Genomic DNA, 24,801 nt, shown 5'->3' with positions numbered 1-24,801 from the left:
GATTTTTGGCATGGCTAAGAAAGAGGCGACACCCGCCGACGCGGGGGCTCCGAGCGGCGGCAAGAGCAAGCTGAAGCTGATCCTGCTGATCGTGGTCGGCCTGCTGCTGGCGATCGGCCTGTCGGTGGGCGGCACCTGGTTCTTCCTCAGCAAGTCGCTGAAGGCCGAGAAGACCGAGGAAGTCGCCAGCGAGGCGGCGAAGCCGGGCAAGCAGCCGGCGCTCTACGAGATCCTGGCGCCGGCCTTCGTCGTCAACTTCAACCAGAACGGCCGGCAGCGCTACATGCAGGTCGGCGTCGCGTTGATGGGGCGCGACAAGGCGCAGATGGACGCATTGCGCGAGCACATGCCGCTGGTTCGCAATAAACTGGTGATGCTGTTCTCGAGTCAGAGTTTCGACTCGCTGGTGACGCCGGTGGGCAAGGAAATGCTCCGCCAGCAGGCGACCGCCGGATTGCAGGAACTGGCCAAGAAGGAAACCGGCCAACTGGCTATCGAACAAGTGTTGTTCACCAATTTCGTGCTGCAGTAGGTATCCCATGGCCGTGCAAGATCTGCTTTCCCAGGATGAAATCGACGCGCTGTTGCACGGCGTCGACGATGGCCTGGTGGAAACCGAAGTCGAGGCGACGCCGGGATCGGTCAAGTCCTATGACCTGACCAGCCAGGACCGCATCGTCCGGGGCCGCATGCCGACCCTGGAGATGATCAACGAGCGTTTCGCCCGCTACACCCGCATCAGCATGTTCAACCTGCTGCGCCGTTCGGCCGACGTCGCGGTCGGCGGCGTGCAGGTGATGAAGTTCGGCGAGTACGTGCACTCGCTGTACGTTCCCACCAGCCTCAACCTGGTGAAGATGAAGCCGCTGCGCGGCACCGCGCTGTTCATCCTCGACGCCAAGCTGGTGTTCAAGCTGGTGGACAACTTCTTCGGCGGCGACGGCCGCCACGCCAAGATCGAGGGCCGCGAGTTCACCCCGACCGAGCTGCGGGTGGTGCGGATGGTGCTGGAGCAGGCCTTCGTCGATCTGAAGGAAGCCTGGCAGGCGGTGCTGGAGATGAACTTCGAGTACGTCAACTCGGAGGTCAACCCGGCCATGGCCAACATCGTCAGTCCCAGCGAGGTGGTGGTGGTCTCCACCTTCCACATCGAACTGGACGGCGGTGGCGGCGACCTGCACATCACCATGCCCTATTCGATGATCGAGCCGATCCGCGAGATGCTCGACGCCGGTTTCCAGTCCGACCACGACGACCAGGACGAGCGCTGGATCAAGGCCCTGCGCGAGGACGTGCTGGACGTCCAGGTACCGCTCGGCGCCACCGTGGTCCGCCGCCAGCTCAAGCTGCGCGACATCCTGCACATGCAGCCGGGCGACGTGATCCCGGTGGAGATGCCGGAACACATGGTGATGCGCGCCAACGGCGTGCCCGCCTTCAAGGTCAAGCTGGGCGCCCACAAGGGCAACCTGGCGCTACAGATTCTCGAAGCGGTCGAGCGCTCGCGCTGACCGCTTCCCCCGGAGGAAAGACGAACCATGGCAGACGAAGAAAAAGTGACCACCGAGGAACAGGCACTGGCCGACGAGTGGGCGGCGGCGCTGGCCGAGGCGGGCGACGCCAGCCAGGACGACATCGATGCGCTGATGGCCCAGGGCGGCGCGACCCCCGTGGCGGAGCCGAGCACCCCGCGGGCGCCGATGGAAGAGTTCGGCGCTTCGCCGAAGGCGCCGACCATTTCCGGCCTGGAGGGGCCCAACCTGGATGTGATCCTGGACATCCCGGTGACCATCTCCATGGAAGTCGGGCATACCGACATCAGCATCCGCAACCTGCTGCAGCTGAACCAGGGGTCGGTGATCGAACTCGATCGCCTGGCCGGCGAGCCGCTGGACGTACTGGTCAACGGCACCCTGATCGCCCACGGCGAGGTGGTGGTGGTGAACGAGAAGTTCGGCATCCGCCTGACCGACGTGATCAGTCCCAGCGAACGCATCAAGAAGCTGCGCTGACATGCGTCGCTACCTGCTCGCCGGCTTCCTGCCGGCACTCGCCTCGCTGAGCGCGCCGCTGTGCGCCGCCGAGGGGACGACGGGTGCCGCCGCGCCGACGGTGGGCGCCGCTTCCGGCGCCGCCGCGCAACTGGCCCAACTGGTGCTCGGCCTGGGCCTGGTGATCGGCCTGATCTTCCTGCTCGCCTGGCTGGTGCGCCGGGTGCAACAGGCCGGTCCGCGCGGCAACCGCTTGATCCGCACCCTTGCCAGTCAGCCGCTGGGTCCGCGCGACCGGCTGGTGCTGGTGCAGGTCGGCGAGGAGCAGATCCTGCTCGGCCTGACGCCCGGCCGGATCACGCCGCTGCACGTGCTCAAGGAGCCGGTACACCTGCCGGACGGCGAGCCGGCCACGCCGGAATTCGCCCAGCGCCTGCTGGAGCTGCTGAACAAGGACCCCAAGGGTAAGCCATGACTCCGCGCATCTCCCTGGCCGGCGCGCTCGCCGCGCTCTGCCTCCTGCTGCTGGCGCCGTGGCCGGCGCTGGCCGCCGACCCGACATCGATCTCGGCGATCACCGTGACCACCAACGGCCAGGGCCAGCAGGAGTATTCGGTCAGCCTGCAGATCCTGCTGATCATGACCGCGCTGAGCTTCATCCCGGCGTTCGTCATGCTGATGACCAGCTTCACCCGGATCATCATCGTCTTCTCCATCCTGCGCCAGGCGCTGGGCCTGCAATCGACGCCGTCGAACCAGGTGCTGGTGGGGCTGGCGCTGTTCCTGACCATGTTCGTCATGGCCCCGGTATTCGACAAGATCAACAGCCAGGCCCTGCAGCCCTACCTGAACGAGCAGATTCCCGCCCAGGAAGCCCTGCAAAAGGCCGAGGTACCGCTGAAGGCGTTCATGCTGGCGCAGACTCGCACCTCCGACCTGGAGCTGTTCGTGCGCCTGTCCAAGCGCACCGACATCGGCAGCCCGGAGGCGACGCCGCTGACCATCCTGGTCCCGGCCTTCGTCACGTCCGAGCTGAAGACAGCGTTCCAGATCGGCTTCATGATCTTCATCCCGTTCCTGATCATCGACCTGGTGGTGTCCAGCGTGCTGATGGCGATGGGCATGATGATGCTGTCGCCGCTGATCATTTCCCTGCCGTTCAAGATCATGCTGTTCGTCCTGGTGGATGGCTGGGCGCTGATCATCGGGACGCTGGCGGGCAGTTTCGGCACCGTCTAGCGGTGCCGCCGGCTTGACGCGCCGCTGGCGCGCTGGAGAGAGACATGACCCCTGAGGTGGCACTCGACCTGTTCCGCGAGGCGTTGTGGCTGACGGCGATGATCGTCGGCGTGCTGGTGGTTCCGAGCCTGCTGGTCGGTCTCGTGGTGGCGATGTTCCAGGCCGCCACCCAGATCAACGAACAGACCCTGAGCTTCCTGCCGCGCCTGATGGTGATCCTGCTCACCCTGATCGTGCTGGGCCCCTGGCTGCTGCGGCAGCTGATGGAGTACACCCAGACGCTGATCGGCAACATCCCGCTGCTGATCGGCTGATGCTGGAGCTGACCAACGCACAGATCGGCGGCTGGATCGCCAGCTTCGTGCTGCCGCTGTTCCGGGTCGCGGCGCTGCTGATGACCATGCCGGTGATCGGCACCCAGCTGGTGCCGGTGCGGGTGCGACTGTACCTGGCGCTGGGCGTCTGCGTGGTGCTGGTGCCGAACCTGCCGCCGATGCCGCAGGTGGACGCGCTGAGCATGAAGGCCATGCTGCTGATCGGCGAGCAGATCCTGGTCGGCGCCTTGCTCGGCTTTTCCCTGCAGTTGCTGTTCCACGCCTTCGTGATCGCCGGGCAGATCATCTCGATGCAGATGGGCCTGGGCTTCGCTTCCATGGTCGACCCGGCCAACGGCGTCTCGGTGCCGGTGCTCGGCCAGTTCTTCACCATGTTGGTGACGCTGCTGTTCCTGGCGATGAACGGCCACCTGGTAGTGTTCGAGGTAATCGCCGAGAGCTTCGTCACCCTGCCGGTGGGCGAGGGCCTGAGCGGCAACCATTTCTGGATCATCGCCGGCAAGCTCGGCTGGGTGATGGGCGCGGCACTGCTGCTGGCGCTGCCGGCGATCACCGCGCTGCTGGTGGTGAACCTCGCCTTCGGCGCCATGACCCGCGCGGCGCCGCAACTGAACATCTTCTCCATCGGCTTTCCGTTGACCCTGGTGCTGGGCCTGGTGATCCTCTGGATCGGCACCGCCGACCTGCTCAGCCAGTACCAGGTGCTGGCCGGCGAGGCCCTGCAATTCCTCCGTGAACTGGTGCGGGCGAAATAGCCATGGCCGAGAGCGAGAGCGGGCAGGACAAGACAGAGGAACCCACGGAGAAACGCCGCCGCGAGGCGCGCGAGAAAGGGCAGTTGCCGCGTTCGCGGGAGCTGAACACCCTGGCCATCCTCATGGCCGGCGCCGGCGGCCTGCTGATCTACGGCGCCGACCTGGCGGGCGCCCTGTTGCGCCTGATGCGCAGCAATTTCGAGCTGTCCCGGGAAACCGCGATGAATACCGAGAGCATGCTGCAATTGCTCGGCGCTTCGGCCTACCTGGCTGCCCAGGGGCTCTGGCCGATCCTGCTGATGCTGCTGGTGGCGGCGATCGTCGGGCCGATCGCCCTCGGCGGCTGGCTGTTCTCGATGGACGCCCTGCAACCCAAGTTCAGCCGGCTCAACCCGCTGTCGGGGCTGAAGCGGATGTTTTCCGCCAAGTCGCTGCTCGAACTGAGCAAGGCGCTGATCAAGTTCCTGGTGGTGCTGGCGGTGGCCCTGCTGGTGCTATCCGCCGACCGCGACGCCCTCCTGGCCCTGGCGCACCAGCCGCTCGAGCAGGCGATCCTGCACAGCGTGCGGGTGGTCGGCTGGAGCGCCTTCTGGATGGCCTGCAGCCTGCTGCTGATCGCCGCGGTGGACGTGCCCTACCAGATCTGGGACAACCGCCAGAAGCTGCTGATGACCAAGCAGGAAGTCCGCGACGAATACAAGGACTCCGAGGGCAAGCCCGAGGTCAAGTCGAAGATCCGCCAGATGCAGCGCGAGATGGCGCAGAGACGGATGATGGCGGCGGTGCCGGAGGCCGACGTGGTGATCACCAACCCGACCCACTTCGCCGTAGCCCTGAAGTACGACCCGGCGGGCGGCGGGGCGCCGCTGCTGCTGGCCAAGGGCAACGATTTCCTGGCCCTGAAGATCCGCGAGGTGGCCCAGGAGCACAAGGTGATGGTCATGGAGTCGCCGGCGCTGGCGCGAGCGGTGTACTACTCCACCGAGCTGGACCAGGAGATTCCCGCCGGGCTCTATCTCGCCGTGGCCCAGGTGCTGGCCTATGTCTACCAGCTCAAGCAGTACCAGGCCGGCAAGGGCAAGCGGCCGAGCCCGTTGAAGGACCTGCCGATCCCGCCGGACCTGCGTCGCGACGAGTGACCTGGCTGGAGCTACGCGCCGCGCTGTGGCAGCCTTGGCCGATACCCGCTCGGGATGAGAGCTTTGCCGTTCATGGATCGAACCTTGTCTGATCGTATTTTCCCGCCTGTCCTCCTGTTGCTCGCCCTGGCCTGGCTGCTGCCCTGGATGCCTGCGCACGCCGAAGCGCCGGCGGAATGGGTCGCCTTGCCCCTGTCGGAGCGGCTGGTGGATGCCACCCACACGCTGGACGAGGCGACGCGCCAACGCCTGGTGGAGAAGCTCGAGGCGCTGGAGCGGCGACGCGGTGCGCAGATCGCGGTGGTGATGCTGCCGACTACCGGTACCCTCGATATCGAAGCCTTCTCCGACAAGTTGTTCCAGGCCTGGAAGCTCGGCCGCAAGGCGGTCGACGACGGTCTGCTGCTGGTGGTGGCCAAGGATGACCGGCGCATGCGCATCGAGGTCGGCTACGGCCTGGAGGGTGCGGTGCCCGATGTGGTCGCCGGGCGGATCATTCGCGAGCGGATGGCCCCGGCATTTCGCGAGGGCGACTACGCCGGCGGGATCGAGGCCGCGGTGGACGAGCTGATCCGCCTGGTCGACGGCGAAACGCTGCCGGCGGCCGCGTCGTCGGGTGCGCCGAAAGTCTCGCTGGGGCAATTGCCGGCGGAAGCCTGGGCGCTGCTGGTCGCCTTCATCTACGGATCGTTGGCCGGAGTGCTGTTGAGTGCCCGGGCGCTGCGCTGGCCCTGGCTGCTCGGCGGGGCGCTGCTCTGCTGGCTGTTGGGCACGCTGGCCGGCGCTTCCGGCGAATGGATGAGCGTGCTGCTGGTCGCTCCGCTGTGCATGCTGGTCGGCGGCGCGACCTTCGGCGCGCTGTGGACGGTGCGCCCGGCCTTCTACCTGGTGATCGGCGTACTGGTCTATGTAGCCCTGCTCGGGCTGGCGGCGCATTGGTTCAGCGCGGTGTCCTTCATCTACGGCCTGCTGTGGCCGGCCGGGGTGCTGATGCTGGCGGTTCTCTGCTGGTCGAACTACCGCCTGATGCGCTCGCTATGGCGCGAGCGGCGGAAAAGTTTCCACCGCCGACTGTGGGCGTTGCTGGCGGCCTACCTGCTGCTCGGATTGCTGTCCGGTGGCCTGGACGCACCGCTGGTCTGGCTGGCCCTGCTACCGTTCCAGCTCATGCTCGGGCTGCTGGTGTTCGGCCAGGTACGCCTGAGTGGGGGTGGTGGAGGCTCGTCGGGAAGCTCCGGCGGCGGTTCCTCCTCCTCTTCCTCCTTGTCGTCCGGCGGCTTTTCCGGGGGCGGTGGTTCCAGCGGCGGAGGCGGTGCCTCGGGCAGTTGGTAATGGGTTCCCGTTCATTTCATTCGGAGACAAGGATGTCTGCAATCACGCGTTATCTCGCCATGCTTCGGCTGTTCGGCATGCTGCTCTGCGCCGCCGCGATTCCCTCCGTTGCCACCGCGACGGTGCCGGTCACCGTCGCGGTGGCAGCGTCCGATGTCGAGGAGGAGGCCGTGGAGGCATCGGCGGTCGGCGCCGAGGCCGAGGCAGCGCGCGATGTGGGCTACGAGTCCGCGGAGGTTCCAGCGCTGGCGCGGCGGGTGACCGACCTTACCGCGACCCTCGACGCCGCCGAGCGTGCCCGCCTGGAAGCTTCGCTGGCCGCGCTGGAGGCCCGGAAGGGTGCCCAGGTAGCGATCCTGATGGTGCCCAGCACCTATCCGGACAGCATCGAGGCCTATGCGACGCGGGTCTTCGAGGCGTGGAAGCTTGGGCGCAAGGGGATCGATGACGGCGTCCTGGTGCTGGTGGCGAAGGACGATCGGCGCATGCGCATCGAAGTCGGTTATGGCCTGGAAGGAACGATCACCGACATCGATGCCGGGCGGATCATCCGCGAATACATGACCCCTGCGTTCCGTCAGCAAGACTACGCCGGCGGCCTGGAAGCGGCGGCGCAGCGCCTGGTACGACTGATCGACGGCGAGGCGTTGCCGCCGCCGCCGCGCGACCCGGTGGAGCCCGGCGCGGTACGGCAGACCCTGGCTATCGCATTCCTGCTCGGCGCTCTCGGCGGGGTGGCGCTGCTGGTACGCCCGCGCGCCTGGTACTGGACCCTGGGTACGGTAGTGGCGCTCGCTGCGGCGTTGGCACTGGGGCGACACTGGCCGGCATGGGCGATGGTGGCGCTGGCGGAGATGGTGGCGGTCCTGGGCGTCGGCTTCGGCGCCTTGCTCAAGTATTCGCGCGGTGCCCGCTGGTTCTTCGCCATTCTTGTGCTCTATGCGCTGGGGCTGTTCTGGGCCTACGGCCGTTATGGCCTGCCGGTGCTTCATTACGGATTGGTCGTGCCGCTTTCGCTGGGGCTGACCCTGCTGATGCTGGCCGGTGCCTGGCAGGGGCTGCGCAGAGGACGGCGCTGGGCCTACCTGCCGGGCCTGCTCGGCCTGCTGCTGACCCTGGCCCTGGAGTGTCTGCTGTTGCTGGTGGACGACCCGCTGAACAGCATCGAGGCGCTGATCATCCTGCCCGCCGCTTGCCTGCCGCTGCTCATCGGTTGCAATTTCAGCGCCGGCGGCTCGGGGGGAGGGCGTCGGCGCGGCGGCGATTACGCTAGCTCATCGGGTTCCTCGTCTTCCTCGTCGTCGAGTTCGTCCAGTTCGTCTTCGGACTCGTTCTCCGGCGGCGGAGGCTCGAGTGGCGGTGGTGGCGCCTCCGGCAGTTGGTGATTGGCGAAAACCCTTTTTCAATCAATGAATTGAAAAGTTGGAACGGTTCCTGCAATGACCCGCCCGACGCGCATTCCGGCGTCAAAAGTTTGTTCGGCGCCCACCTACGGGCGCCATACGCAGGGCAGGGGAGTCGAGAGTGGATCGCACGCAACTGATCAGCAATGTGCGCAGCAACCTGGCGGGACTGGGGCGCGGCAGCCTCGGCGTGCCGGTCCTGCTGCTGGCCATGCTGGCGATGATGACCCTGCCGATCCCGCCATTCCTGCTGGACGTGCTGTTCACCTTCAACATCGCCCTGTCCATCGTCGTCCTGCTGGTCTGCGTGTACGCCCTGCGGCCGCTGGACTTCGCCGTGTTCCCGACCATCCTGCTGGTGGCGACCCTGTTGCGCTTGGCGCTGAACGTTGCCTCGACCCGCGTGGTGCTGCTCCACGGCCACGACGGCCATGGCGCCGCGGGCAAGGTGATCCAGGCCTTCGGCGAAGTGGTGATCGGCGGCAACTACGTGGTCGGGGTGGTGGTGTTCGCGATCCTCATGATCATCAACTTCGTGGTGGTGACCAAGGGCGCCGGGCGGATTTCCGAAGTCAGCGCGCGCTTCACCCTGGATGCCATGCCCGGCAAGCAGATGGCCATCGACGCTGACCTCAACGCCGGCCTGATCGAGCAGGAGGAAGCCAAGAAGCGCCGCAGCGAGGTGGCCCAGGAGGCCGACTTCTACGGTTCGATGGACGGTGCCAGCAAGTTCGTCCGCGGTGACGCCATCGCCGGCCTGCTGATTCTCTTCATCAACCTGATCGGCGGCGTCGCCATCGGCATGATCCAGCATTCGATGTCCTTCGGCGACGCCGGCAAGGTCTACGCCCTGCTGACCATTGGTGACGGCCTGGTGGCACAACTGCCGTCGCTGCTGCTGTCGACCGCGGCGGCGATCATGGTGACGCGGGTCTCCAGTTCCGAGGACATGGGCCAGCAGGTCAACCGGCAGATGTTCGCCTCGCCCAAGGCGCTGGCGATTTCCGCGGCGATCCTGATTGCCATGGGCGCCGTGCCGGGCATGCCGCATGTTTCCTTCATCGGCCTCGGCGCCCTGGCCGGCGCTGCCGCCTACTGGATCTGGCACCGGCAGAACAAGGCCAAGCAGGTCGCCGAGCAGGAGGTACAGCGCCAGCAGGAGCTGCTGCCGGCGCAGCGCGCCCAGGAGGTCAAGGAACTGGGTTGGGACGACGTCACCCCGGTGGACATGGTCGGCCTGGAAGTCGGCTACCGGCTGATCCCGCTGGTCGACCGCAACCAGGGCGGGCAACTGCTGGCGCGGATCAAGGGCGTACGCAAGAAGCTGTCCCAGGAGCTGGGCTTCCTGATGCCCTCGGTGCACATCCGCGACAACCTCGACCTGCTGCCCAACGCCTACCGTCTGACCCTGATGGGGGTCAGCGTGGCCGAAGCGGAGATCTATCCCGATCGCGAGCTGGCGATCAACCCCGGCCAGGTATTCGGCAGCCTCAACGGCATCGCCGGCAAGGACCCGGCCTTCGGCCTGGAGGCGGTATGGATCGAGCCCGGCCAGCGCGACCAGGCGCAGTCGCTGGGCTACACCGTGGTGGATGCGAGCACCGTGGTCGCCACTCACCTGAATCAGGTGCTGCACAAGCACGCCCACGAGCTGCTGGGCCATGAAGAAGTGCAGCAGCTCCTGCAATTGCTCGCGCGCAGCTCGCCGAAGCTGGCGGAAGAGCTGGTGCCGGGGCTGATTTCCCTGTCCACCCTGCTCAAGGTCCTGCAGGCGCTGCTCCAGGAGCAGGTGCCGGTGCGCGACATCCGTACCATCGCCGAGGCCATCGCCAACGTCGCTCCGCGGAGTCAAGATCCCGGCGCGATGGTCGCCGCGGTTCGCGTCGCGTTGTCCCGCGCAATCGTGCAAAGCATTGTCGGGCTTGAGCCGGAGCTGCCTGTGATCACGCTCGAGCCGAGGTTGGAACAGATTTTGCTGAACAGCATGCAGAAGGCCGGACAAGGCTCCGAGGACGGCATGTTGCTGGAGCCGGGAATGGCCGAGAAGCTGCAACGCTCGCTGATCGAGAGCGCGCAACGCCAGGAGATGCTCGGTAAGCCGGCGATCCTGCTGGTTGCCGGGCCGATCCGCTCGATGATGTCGCGCTTCGCGCGGATGGCGGTGCCCAGCATGCATGTGCTGGCCTACCAGGAAATCCCGGACAACAAGCAAGTCACCATCGTCGCGACGGTGGGGCAGAACTGAACGAGGGCTGCGCCGGCTCCAGGGCCGGCACACCGGGCAACCTGAGGTTGCCGGCAAGACTACTGAACTGAGGGGTTCGGGCAATGCAAGTCAAACGCTTCTTCGCCGCCGATATGCGTCAGGCCATGAAACTGGTCCGCGACGAACTGGGTCCGGACGCCGCGATTCTCGGCAACCGCCGGGTCGCCGGCGGCATCGAGCTGACCGCGGCGCTGGATTACCAGGCCCCGCCGGCGCCGAGCAAGCCCAACCCGGCGCTGGAAGTGGAGCTGCGCAAGACCCAGGCGCGGATCGCCGAGGCGCGCGCCGAATTGACGGCGCGTCCGGCGGAAAACCAGCGCAAGGACCGTCAATTGTTCGCCGAGGAGAAGCCGGCGCGTCCGTCCCTGGCCGAGTCCATGACGGCGGCGCAGGCCAAGCCCCAGGCGGGCGGCCAGACCCTCGAGGCAATGCGTTTCGAACTGAACGGCCTGCGCGAGCTGATCGAGGTACAACTGGGTTCCATCGCCTGGGGCCAGTTGCAGCACCAGCGTCCGCAGCAGGCCAATCTCTGGCGGCGCCTGCAGCGCATGGGCTTGCCGGCGGAGCTGAGCAAGCCGTTGCTGGAGCGGGTCGCCGCGGTGGGCGATACGCGCCAGGCCTGGCGCATGCTGTTGGCGCACCTGTCGCGTGCCGTGCAGACCCCCGAGCAGGACCCGCTCGACGCGGGCGGCGTACTGGCCCTGGTCGGCCCGGCAGGCGCCGGCAAGACCACCACCCTGGCGAAGATGGCCGCGCGCTACGTCCTCAAGTACGGCGCCCAGAGCCTGGCGCTGGTGAGCATGGACAGCTACCGGATCGGCGCCCAGGAGCAGATCAAGACCCTCGGTCGGATCCTCAACGTACCGGTGACCCTGGTCGATCCCGGCCAGTCGCTGATCCAGGCCCTGGCGCCGCTGGCGCGCAAGCGCATGGTGCTGATCGATACCGCCGGCCTGCCGGCCAGCGACCCGGCATTGCGCATGCAGCTCGAGGCACTGGCGTCGCCGAGCCTGAACGTGAAGAATTACCTGGTGATGGCCACCACCAGCCAGAGCCAGGTGCTCAAGTCGGCCTACCAGACCTATCGGCACTGCGGGCTGGCGGGTTGCATCCTGACTAAGCTGGACGAGGCGGGCAGCCTCGGTGAATCGATGGCGCTGGCTATCGCCCAGCGTCTCCCGGTAGCCTATCTGGCGGATGGGCCGCGGATTCCGGACGACCTGCAGGTGGCGCGCAGTCACCAACTGGTCAGCCGGGCGGTGAGCCTGCAGGCACCGGAAGAGCCCAGCGAGGACGCCATGGCCGAGCTGTTCGCCGGGCTCTACCAGCAACCGGCGCGGCGTGCCGGCTGAGGACGTGGGAAGAACCGCGCGTGGCGCGGGTGACGGAAGCGAAGGTGGCTTCCGCCGGGCCGGGAACGATGGCGCATCGTTCCCGCCAATACCGGAGAGCGCTGGAAGGGGCGTTCCGGGAAGACGACAACACAAGGTATGAAGCAGATGGGTAGCATGCATCCCGTACAGGTGATCGCAGTAACTGGCGGCAAGGGCGGCGTCGGCAAGACCAATGTGTCGGTGAACCTGGCACTGGCTCTGGCCGATCTTGGCCGTCGCGTCATGCTGCTGGATGCCGACCTCGGCCTGGCCAACGTCGACGTCCTGCTGGGACTCACGCCCAAGCGCACCCTGGCCGACGTGATCGAGGGACGCTGCGAACTGCGCGATGTCCTCCTCCTCGGTCCCGGTGGCGTGCGCATCGTTCCCGCGGCCTCCGGCACGCAGAGCATGGTGCACCTCTCGCCCATGCAGCATGCGGGGCTGATCCAGGCGTTCAGCGATATCAGCGACAACCTCGATGTCCTGGTCGTCGACACCGCCGCCGGAATCGGCGATTCGGTGGTCAGTTTCGTCCGCGCCGCGCAGGAGGTGCTGTTGGTCGTCTGCGACGAACCGACCTCGATCACCGATGCCTACGCCCTGATCAAGCTGCTCAACCGCGACCACGGCATGACTCGCTTCCGGGTCCTGGCCAACATGGCCCACAGCCCGCAGGAAGGACGCAACCTGTTCGCCAAACTGACCAAGGTCACTGACCGTTTCCTCGACGTCGCACTACAGTATGTAGGTGTCATCCCTTACGACGAGTCGGTACGCAAGGCCGTGCAGAAACAGCGAGCCGTATACGAGGCATTCCCCCGCTCGAAGGCGTCCCTGGCCTTCAAGGCGGTCGCGCAGAAGGTCGACAGCTGGCCGCTGCCGGCCAACCCGCGCGGGCACCTGGAGTTCTTCGTCGAACGACTGGTCCAACACCCCGCGACAGGTTCGGCCGTATGACAGCGGCCTCTGGAGTGCGTATGTATAGCAAGGCGCAAGCGCAGAACTCCCAGGAGCAACTGATCCAGCGTTACGCACCACTGGTCAAGCGCATCGCCTATCACCTGCTCGGCCGCCTGCCGGCCAGCGTGCAGGTGGAGGACCTGATGCAGGCCGGCATGATCGGCCTGCTCGAGGCCGCGAAGAAATACGACGCCGGCAAGGGCGCCAGCTTCGAGACCTATGCCGGCATCCGCATCCGCGGGGCCATGCTCGACGAGGTCCGCAAGGGCGACTGGGCGCCGCGTTCGGTGCACCGCAACACGCGCATGGTGACCGACGCGATCCGCGCGATCGAGGCGAGAACCGGACGCGACGCTAAAGATCACGAAGTTGCTGCCGAACTCCAATTGAGCCTCGAAGATTACTACGGCATCCTCAGCGACACGCAGGGCAGCCGCCTGTACAGCTTCGACGACCTGTTGCAGGACGGCGAACATGGATTGCCGGAAGACACCAGCCTCAGTCACAACGAACCGATCCACGGCCTGCTCGACGAACGTTTCCAGGCGGCCCTGGCGGATGCCATCGCCAAGTTGCCGGAGCGCGAGCGCCTGGTGCTGGCGTTGTATTACGACGAGGAACTCAACCTCAAGGAGATCGGCGAGGTACTGGGCGTCAGCGAATCGCGGGTCAGCCAGTTGCACAGCCAGTGCGCCGCGCGTTTGCGTGCGCGCCTGGCCGATTGGCGGTCGGCCTGAACCGGCCTCGACCGCAGCTTGTAACCGTTAACGCAAAAGAATGTGTGGCGCGTCCCCTGGGGCGCGCTCTGGTCTGTACGGAGGTTTACTTGGACAAGAACATGAAAATTCTCATCGTGGACGACTTTTCCACGATGAGACGCATCATCAAGAACCTCTTGCGGGACTTGGGCTTCACCAATACCGCCGAGGCCGACGACGGCACCACGGCGCTGCCGATGCTGCACAGCGGCAATTTCGACTTTCTCGTCACCGACTGGAACATGCCGGGCATGACCGGCATCGATCTGCTGCGCGCGGTTCGCGCCGACGAGCGCCTCAAGCACCTGCCGGTGCTGATGGTCACCGCCGAGGCCAAGCGCGACCAGATCATCGAAGCGGCCCAGGCCGGGGTCAACGGCTATGTGGTCAAACCCTTCACCGCTCAGGTCCTGAAGGAAAAGATCGAGAAGATTTTCGAGCGGGTCAACGGCTGAAGCCGGCCAAGAGGGTGTCATGGTGCTTGGTAACGATTCCACGGGCGACGAATTCGAATCGACCCTGAAAAAACACGCGCGCGAACTGGTGGACTGTCTCGAACGGGGGCACTTCCAGCAGGCGGTGCAATTGATCCAGGAGCTCAGCCAGGCCAGGGACCGTGGCCTCTACCAGGAAGTGGGCAAGCTGACCCGCGAACTGCACAACGCCATCGTCGATTTCCAGATCGACCCGCATTCCCCCCACGCGCAGGAAATGTCGCAGATTGCCGATGCCACCGATCGTCTTTCCTACGTGGTGGAAATGACCGAGAAGGCCGCCAACCGGACCATGGACCTGGTGGAGCAGAGCGCCCCGCTGGTCAACCAACTGGGCGACGATTCGCGGGAGCTGCACCAGGAGTGGCAACGCTTCATGCGCCGGGAAATCGACGCCGACGGCTTCCGCGAGCTGGCCAAGCGCATCGAACAGTTCCTCGTGCGCAGCGGCGAGAACGCCGGCCAGTTGTCCTCGCAGCTCAATGACATCCTGCTGGCGCAGGATTACCAGGACCTGACCGGCCAGGTGATCAAGCGTGTCACCAAGCTGGTCACCGAGGTCGAGAGCAACCTCGTGAAGCTGGTCTGGATGGCCGGCCAGGTGGACCGTTACGCCGGAATCGAGCACGACCACGTGAGCATGCGCCATCAGGCCGCGCTGGAGCGTTCGGCCAAGGGCGAGGGGCCGCAGGTCGCCGCGGAAAAACGAGAGGATGTGGTGTCCGGGCAGGATGACGTGGACGATCTGCTGTCCAGCCTGGGTTTCTGACCCGCCCGGCTCAAGACTGCGGCATCGCTGCCGTTAAGTAAGCATTGAACGCTGGCATCCGCGGGCTGCCGGCACAGCCTTCGTCATGCCGGTGATCCCGGCGGGCGGGCTGAAGTCGGTCCGGAAAGCCGGGCCGGTATTTCCGGCAGGACAGCGGTCCTGCCGATCCTTTCGAGTAACACGTCTCTGGGAGCAGCCGAATGAGCTTCGACGCCGATGAAGAAATCCTCCAGGACTTCCTGGTTGAGGCCGGCGAGATTCTCGAGCAATTGTCCGAGCAACTGGTCGAGCTGGAGAGCCGGCCGGACGACATGGACCTGCTCAATGCCATTTTCCGTGGGTTCCATACGGTCAAGGGCGGTGCCGGCTTCCTCCAGCTGAACGCGCTGGTGGAATGCTGCCACATTGCGGAAAACGTCTTCGATATCCTGCGCAAGGGCGAGCGGCGCGTCAGCTCCGAACTGATGGATGTGGTGCTGCAGGCGCTGGATACGGTCAACGCGATGTTCGACCAGGTGCGCGAGCAGTCCGAACCGACCCCGGCGACGCCCGAACTGCTGGCGGCCCTTGCCCGCCTGGCCGAGCCCGAGGGCGCCGCGCCCGCGGAACCTGTGCAAGCGCCGCCAGCGGCCGTTCCGCCAGCCGAGCCTGCGGCGCCGCCGGAAGCGCCCGCGCAGAGTGGCTCCAGCGATATCACCGACGACGAGTTCGAGCAGTTGCTGGATGCTCTCCAGGGCGACGAAGCGCCGGCCTCCGCCGTTGCAGAAGCGCCCGCGGCTCCCGCTGGCGACGAGATCAGCGACGCCGAGTTCGAGGCGTTGCTCGACCAGTTGCACGGCAAGGGCAAGTTCGTCCCGCCGGCGGTCTCGGCCGAGCCTGCGCAAGTCCCCGCCGAGGCGGTCGAGCCGGCCGCGGCTGCCGCTGGTGACGATATCAGCGACGACGAGTTCGAGGCGCTGCTCGACGAACTGCACGGCAAGGGCAAGTTCGGCGATGTCCCGGAAGCCGCCGGCACACCCGCCGCACCGGCTGCCGCGGCTCCAGCGGCTGCGCCGGCGGAGCCGGGCAAGGCGCCGGCCGCCGCGGGCGGCGATGAGATCAGCGACGACGAGTTCGAGTCGCTGCTCGACGAACTGCACGGCAAGGGCAAGTTCAACGGCGCCTCCGAGGCCGTGGCGGCCGCCGCGGCGGTAGCCAAGAACATCGCGGCGAAGAGTCCCGCGGCGAAACCGGTCGCTCCGGCCAAGGCCGCCGCCGCGCGTCCGGCGGCGCCCGACAGGCCGGCGGCGAGCGAGGCGGAGACCACCGTGCGGGTGGATACGGCGCGTCTCGACGAGATCATGAACATGGTCGGCGAGCTGGTGCTGGTGCGTAACCGCCTGGTGCGCCTGGGCCTGAACAGTGGCGACGAGGCCATGGCCAAGGCCGTGGCCAACCTAGACGTGGTCACCGGCGACCTGCAGATGTCGGTGATGAAGACCCGCATGCAGCCGATCAAGAAGGTCTTCGGCCGCTTCCCACGTCTGGTCCGCGACCTGGCGCGGAACATGAAGAAAGAGATCAACCTGGAGCTGGTGGGCGAAGAGACCGACCTCGACAAGAACCTGGTCGAGGCCCTCGCCGATCCGCTGGTGCACCTGGTGCGCAACGCCGTCGACCACGGCATCGAGAGTCCGGAGGAGCGCGAGGCCGCCGGCAAGCCGCGGGTCGGCCAGGTGGTGCTGTCGGCGGAGCAGGAGGGTGACCACATCCTCCTGATGATCACCGACGACGGCAAGGGCATGGACGCCGAGGTGCTGCGCAACAAGGCGGTGGAGAAAGGCCTGCTGGAGCGCGATGCGGCGGACCGCCTGACCGACCTGGAGTGCTACAACCTGATCTTCGCCCCGGGTTTCTCGACCAAGACCGAGATTTCCGACGTGTCCGGCCGCGGCGTCGGCATGGACGTGGTGAAGACCAAGATTTCCCAGCTCAACGGCACGGTCAACGTGTTCTCGCAGAAGGGGTCCGGCTCGAAGATCGTCATCAAGGTGCCGCTGACCCTGGCGATCATGCCTACCCTTATGGTGATGCTGGGCAGCCAGGCGTTCGCCTTCCCGCTGGTCAACGTCAACGAAATCTTCCATCTTGACCTGTCGCGCACCAATGTCGTGGATGGCCAGGAAGTGGTGATCGTCCGCGACAAGGCCTTGCCGCTGTTCTACCTCAAGCGCTGGCTGGTGCCGAGCGCGGCCCACGAGGAGCAGGGCGAGGGGCACGTGGTGATCCTGTCGGTCGGCACCCAGCGCATCGGTTTCGTCGTCGACCAGTTGGTGGGACAAGAAGAAGTGGTGATCAAGCCACTCGGCAAGATGTTGCAGGGCACCCCCGGCATGGCGGGCGCCACCATCACCGGGGACGGGCGCATCGCCCTGATCCTCGATGTGCCGAGCATGCTCAAGCGTTACGCACGGCGCATCTGACGCCGCGTATGGGTTTCCGGCGGCGCAGGAGCGTCGCCCTCTGAGGAGTAGCTATGGCAGTCAAAGTCCTGGTGGTGGACGATTCGGGGTTCTTCCGCCGCCGTGTCTCGGAGATTCTCTCCGCCGATGGACAGATCCAGGTGGTCGGCACCGCCACCAATGGCCGCGAGGCCATCGAGCAGGCGCTGGCCCTGAGACCCGATGTGATCACCATGGATTACGAGATGCCGCTGATGGACGGCATCACTGCGGTACGCAACATCATGCAGCGTTGCCCGACCCCGGTCCTGATGTTCTCCTCGCTGACCCACGAGGGCGCGCGGGTGACCCTGGATGCGCTGGACGCCGGAGCGGTCGACTACCTGCCGAAGAATTTCGAGGACATCTCGCGCAACCCGGACAAGGTCCGCCAGTTGCTTTGCGAGAAGGTCCTGACCATCGCCCGTAGCAATCGTCGCTCGATCAGCCTGCCGCCGCTGCCTTCGGCCACCTCGTCCAGCCATGCGCCGGCGTCGTCCTCCAGCCTCGGCGCGAGCGCGCGTGCCAGTGCCGGCGCGTCGCCGGCCCCGGCGTCGACCTCGGCGGCGCCGAAGCGCAAGGCCTACCGGCTGGTCGCGATCGGTACCTCCACCGGTGGACCGGTTGCCTTGCAGCGGGTGCTGACCCAGTTGCCGGCCAACTTCCCGGCGCCGCTGGTACTGATCCAGCACATGCCGGCGGCCTTCACCAAGGCTTTCGCCGAGCGCCTCGACAAGCTGTGCCGGATCAGCGTCAAGGAAGCAGAGGACGGCGACATCCTGCGTCCCGGCCTGGCGCTGCTGGCGCCGGGCGGCAAGCAGATGATGGTCGACGGCCGCGGCACGGTGCGCATCCTCCCCGGCGACGAACGCCTGAACTACAAGCCCTGCGTCGACGTGACCTTCGGCTCGGCGGCCAAGGCCTACAACGACAAGGTTCTGGCGGTGGTCCTCACCGGCATGGGCGCCGACGGACGCGAGGGCGCGCGCCTGCTCAAGCAGGGCGGCAGCCAGGTGTGGGCGCAGGACGAGGCCAGTTGCGTGATCTACGGGATGCCGATGGCCGTGGTCAAGGCCAACCTGGCGGACGCGGTGTACGGGCTCGACGACATCGGCCGGCACCTGGTCGAGGCGTGCCAGTAAGCGTGCGTGCAGGAATGAGGAGACTGCCTTCGATGGCCACCCACGTGACGACCTGCGCGCGCCTTCGCCGAGCCGAGGGGACGCACTGATGGATGTGCTCAGCCTGGTCGGGATCATCCTGGCGTTCGTCGCCATCGTCGGCGGCAACTTCCTCGAGGGCGGCCACGCCGGAGCCCTGCTCAACGGTCCGGCGGCGCTGATCGTGATCGGCGGCACCCTGGCCGCGGCGCTGTTGCAGACCCCGGTGAACGTGCTCAAGCGCGGCCTGGGCATGCTCGGCTGGGTGTTCTTCCCGCCGCGCGAGGATCTTTCCGGGGGAATCGACCGGATCGTCTCCTGGAGCATGACCGCGCGCAAGGAAGGCCTGCTCGGCCTGGAGAGCATCGCCGATGCGGAGCCCGATCCCTATGCGCGCAAGGGCCTGCAACTGCTGGTGGACGGCGCCGAGCCGGAAGTCATCCGCAGCATCCTCGAGGTCGACCTGTTCACCCAGGAAAGTCGCGACCTGCAGGCCGCCAAGGTGTTCGAGAGCATGGGCGGCTATGCGCCGACCATCGGCATCATCGGCGCGGTAATGGGCCTGATCCATGTGATGGGCAACCTGGCCAACCCGGCGCAGCTCGGCAGCGGCATCGCCGTGGCCTTCGTCGCCACCATCTATGGCGTCGGCTTTGCCAACCTGCTCCTGCTGCCGATCGGCAACAAGCTGAAAACTCTGGTACTGCGCCAGTCGCGCTACCGCGAGATGCTCCTGGAGGGCCTGCTGTCCATCGCCGAGGGCGAGAACCCGCGTTCCATCGAGTTGAAGCTGCAAGGCTTCATGGACTGACCGGAGCCGAGCATGCAGCGTCGCCGTCGCCACCAGGAGGAACACGAGAACCACGAACGCTGGCTGGTTTCCTATGCCGATTTCATCACCCTGTTGTTCGCCTTCTTCGTGGTGATGTATTCGATTTCCTCGATCAACGAGGGCAAGTACAAGATCCTCTCGGAGACCCTCACCGGCGTGTTCAACCAGCCCGACCGCTCGTTGAAGCCGATTCCCATCGGCGACGAGCGGCCGCGCACCACCGAGCCGGAGCGCACCAGCGTCGAGGAGCAGCCCAGCGACAACGCGGCCAGCGCCGACTCGCTGGAGCGGATCGCCGACAGCGTGCGCGATGCCTTCGGCGACTTGATCGCCTCCGACCAGTTGAGCGTGCGCGGCAACGAGCTGTGGATCGAGATCACTCTCAATTCCAGCCTGCTGTTTCCTAGCGGCGATGCGCTGCCCAACGATGCCGCCTTCGATATCGTCGAGAAGGTCGCCAAGATCCTGGCGCCCTACAAGAACCCGATCCATGTCGAGGGCTTCACCGACGACGTGCCGATCCATAGCCCGCGCTATCCCACCAACTGGGAACTGTCGGCGGCGCGGGCGGCGAGCATCGTCCGCCTGCTCGGCAACGATGGGGTCGAGCCGTCGCGGATGGCTGCGGTGGGCTATGGTGAATTTCAACCGGTGGCAGACAATGCCAGCGCCGAAGGGCGGGCGAAGAACCGCCGGGTGGTGCTGGTGATCTCGCGCAACCTGGAGGTACGGCGCAGCGTCAGCGGGGTCGGCAGCGGCAAGGCGCAGCCGGATTCGGCACTCCGCCACGCAGGCTCGGCAGCTGGCACGCAAGCTGCAGATACTGGCGGTACGCCGGCGCCCGCGCCGGCAACCGTCAATTCCCCGTCGCCTTCGCCATGAGCGCGCGAACCATGGTTTGCGTACGGGCGCCGGGGCCGAACTGGCCATTAGCGCGGCCCCAACCGGGTAGACCCATGCCAGGAAGAGTAGAGCAATGAAAGTCTGGGCAGTCGCCAATCAGAAAGGAGGGGTCGGCAAGACCACCTCGTCCATCGCCCTGGCCGGCCTGCTGGCGGATGCCGGCAAGCGCGTGGTCGTGGTCGACCTGGACCCCCACGGCTCGATGACCAGCTATTTCGGCTATGACCCGGACACCCTCGAGCACAGCGCCTTCGACCTGTTCCTGCACCAGGGCAACGTCCCCGAGGGGCTGCCGGCCTCGCTGCTGCGCAGCACCAGCAACGAACGCATCTCCCTGCTGCCGTCGAGTACCGCGCTGGCCACCCTGGAGCGCCAGTCGCCGGGCAAGAGCGGTCTCGGCCTGGTGGTCTCGAAAAGCCTGGCGCAGCTCTGGCAGGATTTCGACCATGCGATCATCGACAGCCCGCCGCTGCTCGGCGTGCTGATGGTCAATGCCCTGGCCGCCAGCCAGCACCTGGTGATTCCGGTGCAGACCGAGTTCCTCGCGGTGAAAGGGCTGGAGCGGATGGTCAACACCCTGGCGATGATCAACCGGTCGCGCAAACAGGCGTTGCCCTATACCATCGTACCTACGCTGTTCGATCGGCGGACCCAGGCTTCGCTGAGCACGCTGCGGATTCTCAACGAGAACTACCCGGACAACCTGTGGCAGGCGTTCATTCCCATCGATACCCGCCTGCGCGATGCCAGCCGGGCCGGGGTCACGCCGTCGCAACACGACGGCAAGAGTCGCGGGGTGATCGCCTACCGCGCCTTGCTCAAGCATCTGCTGGCGCAGCAGCCGGCCACCCGGGTGGCCTGATGGCGCGCCGGTCGCCGCGCCGACAGGCGCATTCAAGCCGCACCGGAGTGCGGCCGATAACCGTTGTAGACCCCTGTCGCGGAATACCCACATGAGCGCCGCCACCGCCACCCGTTCGCAACTGGCCTTGCAGTCCTACCTGGATGCGTTGCTCCAGGAGGCCACTTTCGAGGACCTGGAACCTCCCGTCGAGACGCCGCCAGCGCCTGCGCCCGCGCCGTTGAAGCCTGTCGCGCTGGCGGTCGCCGAAGTGGCGACACCGGCCCCGGCGCTGGAAACGCTGCCGGTCGACCACGGGTTCGACGAGTTCGAGGCCGCGGTGCTCGAGGAGCAGGTCCGCGATGCGCGCCTGGTTCCGCCGGCGCCGGCGGCCCTGCTCGACGAACCGACGACGTTGCGCGAGCTGCCGGTCGAGCCACGGCCCCACGAGGTCATCGAACTGCGCGTGCCGAGCGCCCCGGCGAGCGCCAGCGAGCCGGCGCTGCTCGACCTGCCGCTGCTCGACGACGGTCGTCCGGCCTGGGCGGCGGAGCCCTTCGAGTGCCTGCTGTTCGACGTCGCCGGGCTGACCCTGGCGGTGCCGCTGGTGTGCCTCGGCTCGATCTATCCGCTGGAGAACCAGGAACTGACCCCGTTGTTCGGCCAGCCCGACTGGTTCCTCGGCATCCTGCCGTCGCAGGCGGGCAACCTGAAGGTGCTGGACACCGCACGCTGGGTGATGCCCGAACGCTACCGCGACGACTATCGCGACGGCCTCAAGTACGTGATCTCGGTCCAGGGCTACGAGTGGGGGCTGGCGGTGCACCAGGTGAGCCGCTCGATCCGCCTCGACCCGGCCGAGGTGAAATGGCGCAGCCAGCGTAGCCAGCGGCCCTGGCTGGCCGGCACGGTCATCGAACACATGTGTGCGCTGCTGGATGTGGCGGCGCTCGCCGAACTGATCGCCAGCGGCGCCGTCAAGCGCCTGCACGGCGACCATTGATAGACAGCTTCCGCCGCTTGCGGCGGTTTTCGAGAGGTTAGGGGAATGAGCAAAGCCACCGCGCAAAGCGCCGAAGATCCGATCCTGCAGTGGGTCACCTTCCGCCTGGACAACGAGAGCTACGGCATCAACGTGATGCAGGTCCAGGAGGTGCTGCGCTACACCGAGATCGCCCCGGTGCCGGGCGCGCCGAGCTACGTGCTGGGCATCATCAACCTGCGCGGCAACGTGGTCACGGTGATCGACACCCGCCAGCGCTTCGGCCTGGACCCTGCGCCGGTCAGCGACAACACGCGGATCGTCATCATCGAGGCGGACAAGCAGGTGGTCGGCATCCTGGTCGACAGCGTCGCCGAGGTGGTCTACCTGAAGCAGTCGGAAATCGAGACCGCGCCGAACGTCGGTAACGAAGAATCGGCCAAGTTCATCCAGGGCGTCTGCAACAAGAACGGCGAGCTGCTGATCCTGGTCGAGCTGGACAAGATGATGACCGAGGAAGAATGGTCGGAGCTGGGCAGCATCTGATGCGTTCGACCGACACGAGGGCCTGCTGAGATGGAGGTCGTCGCGCTGGCACTGGCGCTCGCCGCCTGCCTCGGCCTGGCGGCGGCGTGCCTGTGGCTGCGCCGTGAATTGCGCCGCCTGCAAGCTGCGCTGGCGCAGCAGGCGGAGGAGGGCGCGGCGCGCGAGCGCCGGCTCAAGGAGCTGAGCAAGCGCATCGAGTCCTACCAGCAGGTCAACGTGCGCATGGGCGAGGCCTTGCAGGACCTGGGCAAGCAACTCGCGCCGCTTCCCGACCGGGTCGCGCGCCTGGAGCAGCGCGATCCGACCACGCTGTCGTTCAGCCAGGCCGCACGCCTGGTCGGGCTCGGCGCCAGCGCCGAAGACCTGACCCAGGCCTGCGGTCTGTCGCAGGCCGAAGCCGAGCTGGTGGCGCGCCTGCACGAAGCCAAGGGCAAGTGACGGTCGCCGGCCCGGCGCTGGCGCTTTTCAGGCGAGCAGGCGGCTCGCCACTTCTGCCAGTGTCACCTCTCCCCTGAACTCCCCGCAGCTCTGCGCCGGCAGGCGATCCTCGATGGCATGGGCGAAGCGCACCGCCGGGTCCTGCTCCAGCTTCTCCAGGTGTCGATGCAGGCGCGGAAAGTCGTGTTGCAGGTCGAAGTAGCCCAGCTCCCGTCCCCAGCGAGCGGTACCCGCGAGGTAGGCGTCGGCCACGCTCGGCCCTTCGCCGGCCAGCCACTTGCGGTCGCCGAGCAGCTTGTCGATCCGGCCATAGGCTCGCGCCGCGCGCGTCAGCGCCCTTGCCGTCGTGGTTGCGTCGGCGTCCTCCAGATAGAACAGGGCTCCCCAGGCCGAATGGCATTCGGTATGCAGGAGGGCGAGGGCGAAGTTCAGTTCGTCGAACTCGGCGCTGCCCTGCGGATAGCCGAGCTTCCTGCACAGGTCGCGCGCCGCCAGGTGCTGGAGAATGGCCAGGCTTTCGCTGAGTGCGCGGCCGTCCTCCAGGAGCAGGGTAGGCGTCTGGCGAGCCGGGTTCAGGCGCACGTAGGTGCGCTCGCCGGTCTCCAGCGGCATCTCGATCCGACACAGGCGATAGGGGCGGCCGAGCCACTCGAGGGCCACGATCGAGCCGAAGGAACAGCCGTGGGGTACGCCATAAAACAGTACAGGTTCCATTTTCCATCTCCGTTCAGGTAACGCACGTTGCGCATCGCAACCGGGCTGAACGCAGGGTAGGGGTGATATAGGCTATATTCGGTCCTGATTTTTCCGGTGGATCGAAAAATGTCCAAGCCCACGGTGCGCGTGCTCGCCCTGCTCGAACTGCTGCAGAGCCACGGCCAGCTCAGCGGTAGCGAGCTGGCCAGGCGCCTGGAGGTGGATGGACGGACGCTGCGTCGCTATATCGTCGCCCTCGAGGAGCTGGGCATTCCCATCTCGGCGGAGCGCGGACGCCATGGCGGTTACCGCCTGGTGGCCGGTTTCAAGCTCCCGCCGCTGATGTTCAGCGCGGAGGAAACCCTGGCCGTGTCCCTCGGCCTGCTGGCGGTGCGCAGTCTCGGCCTGGGCGAAAGCGAGCTGGCCCTGGAAAGCGCGCAGGCCAAGCTGAGCAGGGTGATGCCCGATGCGCTGCGGCGGCGCCTCGTGGCGCTCCGCGAGACCGCCAGCCTGGACCTGGCCCGCGCCCGGGCGGGAACCAGTGTGGCGGCGCTGGCGACCCTCGCCGAAGCCGCCCAGGTCCGTGCGCGGGTCGAGTTCCGTTATCGCGACCCGCAGGGCGCCGAAACCCTCCGCCAACTCGATCCCTACGGCCTGGTCTATCGCAACGGCTGCTGGTACGTCAGCGGTTTCTGCCACCTGCGCCAGGCGTTGCGCTCGTTCCGTCTCGATCGCCTGGACGCGCCGCGCATGCTGGCGGAGCGCTTCGAGCGACCGGCGGATTTCGATACCCTCCGCCACCTGCGGGAGAGCTTCGCCCGGATGCCGCGCGCCTACCCGGTGGAAATCCTGATGCGGGCGGCGAGGGAGCAGGTGGTCGCGGTGCTCGGCGAGCCCCTCGGTCTGCTCGCCGAGGTCGATGGCGGTACGCTGTTGCGCGCCAGCACCGACGACCTGGACTGGTTCGCCCGGCGCCTGTGCGGCCTGCCGTTCGACTTCGAGGTCAGGCAGCCGCTGGAGTTGCGCGAGCCGTTGAGGCGCCAGGCCGAGCGTGTCCTGCGTAACCTGGGCCAGGAGGAAGCTTCGGATCACAGGTAGGCATTTAG

Annotated in this window: 26 protein-coding genes; 25 read left to right on the top strand and 1 reads right to left on the bottom strand. The window is 66.7% G+C overall.

Features of this window, described 5'->3' with window-relative positions; translation table 11 throughout:
- The first annotated feature begins 10 nt into the window (after positions 1 to 10).
- From fliL to M6E97_RS15670, 24 genes are all read left to right on the top strand, one after another.
- Positions 11 to 532 (top strand): flagellar basal body-associated protein FliL, encoded by a 522-nt coding sequence (gene fliL / locus M6E97_RS15785; RefSeq protein WP_003083042.1) that lies wholly within the window; start codon positions 11 to 13, stop codon positions 530 to 532.
- Positions 533 to 539: 7 nt separating this feature from the next.
- On the top strand, positions 540 to 1,511 hold the full coding sequence (gene fliM, locus M6E97_RS15780; RefSeq protein WP_003083045.1) for a flagellar motor switch protein FliM: 972 nt from the start codon (positions 540 to 542) through the stop codon (positions 1,509 to 1,511).
- 27 nt (positions 1,512 to 1,538) lie between these two features.
- Positions 1,539 to 2,012 carry a flagellar motor switch protein FliN gene (gene fliN / locus M6E97_RS15775; RefSeq protein WP_003083049.1) on the top strand — a complete coding sequence of 158 codons (474 nt, stop codon included), beginning with the start codon at positions 1,539 to 1,541 and terminating at the stop codon, positions 2,010 to 2,012.
- A 1-nt stretch (position 2,013) separates the two neighbouring features.
- Positions 2,014 to 2,466, top strand: coding sequence for a flagellar biosynthetic protein FliO (fliO, locus tag M6E97_RS15770; RefSeq protein ID WP_033939378.1), 453 nt, complete (start codon positions 2,014 to 2,016; stop codon positions 2,464 to 2,466).
- Positions 2,463 to 3,230: a flagellar type III secretion system pore protein FliP gene (gene fliP, locus M6E97_RS15765; RefSeq protein WP_003083052.1), complete on the top strand. Its 768-nt coding sequence runs from the start codon at positions 2,463 to 2,465 to the stop codon at positions 3,228 to 3,230. The genes fliO and fliP overlap by 4 nt, the downstream gene beginning before the upstream one ends.
- 44 nt (positions 3,231 to 3,274) lie before the next feature.
- On the top strand, positions 3,275 to 3,544 hold the full coding sequence (fliQ, locus tag M6E97_RS15760; protein ID WP_003083053.1) for a flagellar biosynthesis protein FliQ: 270 nt from the start codon (positions 3,275 to 3,277) through the stop codon (positions 3,542 to 3,544).
- Positions 3,544 to 4,320, top strand: coding sequence for a flagellar biosynthetic protein FliR (gene fliR, locus M6E97_RS15755; RefSeq protein WP_003083054.1), 777 nt, complete (start codon positions 3,544 to 3,546; stop codon positions 4,318 to 4,320). Before fliQ ends, fliR begins: the two co-directional genes overlap by 1 nt.
- A gap of 2 nt (positions 4,321 to 4,322) precedes the next feature.
- The gene (flhB, locus tag M6E97_RS15750) at positions 4,323 to 5,459 is read left to right on the top strand and encodes a flagellar biosynthesis protein FlhB (RefSeq protein ID WP_003083056.1); all 1,137 of its coding nucleotides are present in this window, start codon (positions 4,323 to 4,325) and stop codon (positions 5,457 to 5,459) included.
- A 72-nt stretch (positions 5,460 to 5,531) separates the two neighbouring features.
- Positions 5,532 to 6,791, top strand: coding sequence for a TPM domain-containing protein (locus tag M6E97_RS15745; protein WP_033939401.1), 1,260 nt, complete (start codon positions 5,532 to 5,534; stop codon positions 6,789 to 6,791).
- A gap of 32 nt (positions 6,792 to 6,823) precedes the next feature.
- The gene (locus M6E97_RS15740; protein ID WP_033939380.1) at positions 6,824 to 8,176 is read left to right on the top strand and encodes a TPM domain-containing protein; all 1,353 of its coding nucleotides are present in this window, start codon (positions 6,824 to 6,826) and stop codon (positions 8,174 to 8,176) included.
- Positions 8,177 to 8,315: 139 nt separating this feature from the next.
- Complete coding sequence (flhA, locus tag M6E97_RS15735) at positions 8,316 to 10,439, top strand: flagellar biosynthesis protein FlhA (protein ID WP_003083059.1); 2,124 nt, start codon at positions 8,316 to 8,318, stop codon at positions 10,437 to 10,439.
- Positions 10,440 to 10,522: 83 nt separating this feature from the next.
- Positions 10,523 to 11,812 carry a flagellar biosynthesis protein FlhF gene (flhF, locus tag M6E97_RS15730; RefSeq protein WP_009314788.1) on the top strand — a complete coding sequence of 430 codons (1,290 nt, stop codon included), beginning with the start codon at positions 10,523 to 10,525 and terminating at the stop codon, positions 11,810 to 11,812.
- Positions 11,813 to 11,950: 138 nt separating this feature from the next.
- On the top strand, positions 11,951 to 12,793 hold the full coding sequence (gene fleN, locus M6E97_RS15725) for a flagellar synthesis regulator FleN (RefSeq protein ID WP_003083064.1): 843 nt from the start codon (positions 11,951 to 11,953) through the stop codon (positions 12,791 to 12,793).
- On the top strand, positions 12,790 to 13,533 hold the full coding sequence (fliA, locus tag M6E97_RS15720) for an RNA polymerase sigma factor FliA (RefSeq protein WP_003083070.1): 744 nt from the start codon (positions 12,790 to 12,792) through the stop codon (positions 13,531 to 13,533). Before fleN ends, fliA begins: the two co-directional genes overlap by 4 nt.
- A 101-nt stretch (positions 13,534 to 13,634) precedes the next feature.
- On the top strand, positions 13,635 to 14,009 hold the full coding sequence (locus M6E97_RS15715) for a chemotaxis response regulator CheY (protein ID WP_003083073.1): 375 nt from the start codon (positions 13,635 to 13,637) through the stop codon (positions 14,007 to 14,009).
- Between the two features lie 19 nt (positions 14,010 to 14,028).
- Positions 14,029 to 14,817: a protein phosphatase CheZ gene (locus tag M6E97_RS15710; protein ID WP_003083075.1), complete on the top strand. Its 789-nt coding sequence runs from the start codon at positions 14,029 to 14,031 to the stop codon at positions 14,815 to 14,817.
- 200 nt (positions 14,818 to 15,017) lie between these two features.
- A complete protein-coding gene (locus M6E97_RS15705; RefSeq protein ID WP_033989282.1) occupies positions 15,018 to 17,279 on the top strand; it encodes a chemotaxis protein CheA in 2,262 nt (753 codons plus the stop codon).
- Between the two features lie 53 nt (positions 17,280 to 17,332).
- On the top strand, positions 17,333 to 18,439 hold the full coding sequence (locus M6E97_RS15700; protein ID WP_003087115.1) for a protein-glutamate methylesterase/protein-glutamine glutaminase: 1,107 nt from the start codon (positions 17,333 to 17,335) through the stop codon (positions 18,437 to 18,439).
- An 88-nt stretch (positions 18,440 to 18,527) separates the two neighbouring features.
- Positions 18,528 to 19,268, top strand: coding sequence for a flagellar motor protein (locus M6E97_RS15695; protein ID WP_003083089.1), 741 nt, complete (start codon positions 18,528 to 18,530; stop codon positions 19,266 to 19,268).
- Between the two features lie 12 nt (positions 19,269 to 19,280).
- Positions 19,281 to 20,171 carry a flagellar motor protein MotD gene (gene motD / locus M6E97_RS15690; protein WP_003083090.1) on the top strand — a complete coding sequence of 297 codons (891 nt, stop codon included), beginning with the start codon at positions 19,281 to 19,283 and terminating at the stop codon, positions 20,169 to 20,171.
- Positions 20,172 to 20,265: 94 nt separating this feature from the next.
- Positions 20,266 to 21,054: a ParA family protein gene (locus tag M6E97_RS15685; protein WP_003083092.1), complete on the top strand. Its 789-nt coding sequence runs from the start codon at positions 20,266 to 20,268 to the stop codon at positions 21,052 to 21,054.
- A 91-nt stretch (positions 21,055 to 21,145) separates the two neighbouring features.
- Positions 21,146 to 22,036, top strand: a complete 891-nt coding sequence (locus tag M6E97_RS15680) for a CheW domain-containing protein (RefSeq protein WP_003087116.1) — start codon at positions 21,146 to 21,148, stop codon at positions 22,034 to 22,036.
- Between the two features lie 45 nt (positions 22,037 to 22,081).
- Positions 22,082 to 22,561, top strand: a complete 480-nt coding sequence (locus M6E97_RS15675) for a chemotaxis protein CheW (RefSeq protein WP_003083098.1) — start codon at positions 22,082 to 22,084, stop codon at positions 22,559 to 22,561.
- 30 nt (positions 22,562 to 22,591) lie between these two features.
- Positions 22,592 to 22,999, top strand: coding sequence for a DUF2802 domain-containing protein (locus tag M6E97_RS15670; RefSeq protein ID WP_003083101.1), 408 nt, complete (start codon positions 22,592 to 22,594; stop codon positions 22,997 to 22,999).
- 27 nt (positions 23,000 to 23,026) lie between these two features.
- Here M6E97_RS15670 and M6E97_RS15665 read toward each other — a convergent pair whose 3' ends face one another.
- Complete coding sequence (locus tag M6E97_RS15665; protein WP_003083103.1) at positions 23,027 to 23,713, bottom strand: glutathione S-transferase family protein; 687 nt, start codon at positions 23,711 to 23,713, stop codon at positions 23,027 to 23,029.
- A 108-nt stretch (positions 23,714 to 23,821) separates the two neighbouring features.
- On the opposite strand from M6E97_RS15665, the gene M6E97_RS15660 reads away from it, so the two are divergent.
- Positions 23,822 to 24,793 carry a helix-turn-helix transcriptional regulator gene (locus M6E97_RS15660; protein ID WP_003140266.1) on the top strand — a complete coding sequence of 324 codons (972 nt, stop codon included), beginning with the start codon at positions 23,822 to 23,824 and terminating at the stop codon, positions 24,791 to 24,793.
- The last annotated feature ends 8 nt before the right edge of the window (positions 24,794 to 24,801 follow it).

This window comes from Pseudomonas sp. B111, assembly GCF_026428275.1.
Classification (GTDB): domain Bacteria; phylum Pseudomonadota; class Gammaproteobacteria; order Pseudomonadales; family Pseudomonadaceae; genus Pseudomonas; species Pseudomonas aeruginosa.
The sequence above is the reverse complement of the archived record's forward strand: the minus strand, read 5'-3'. Positions and strand labels throughout refer to the sequence as shown.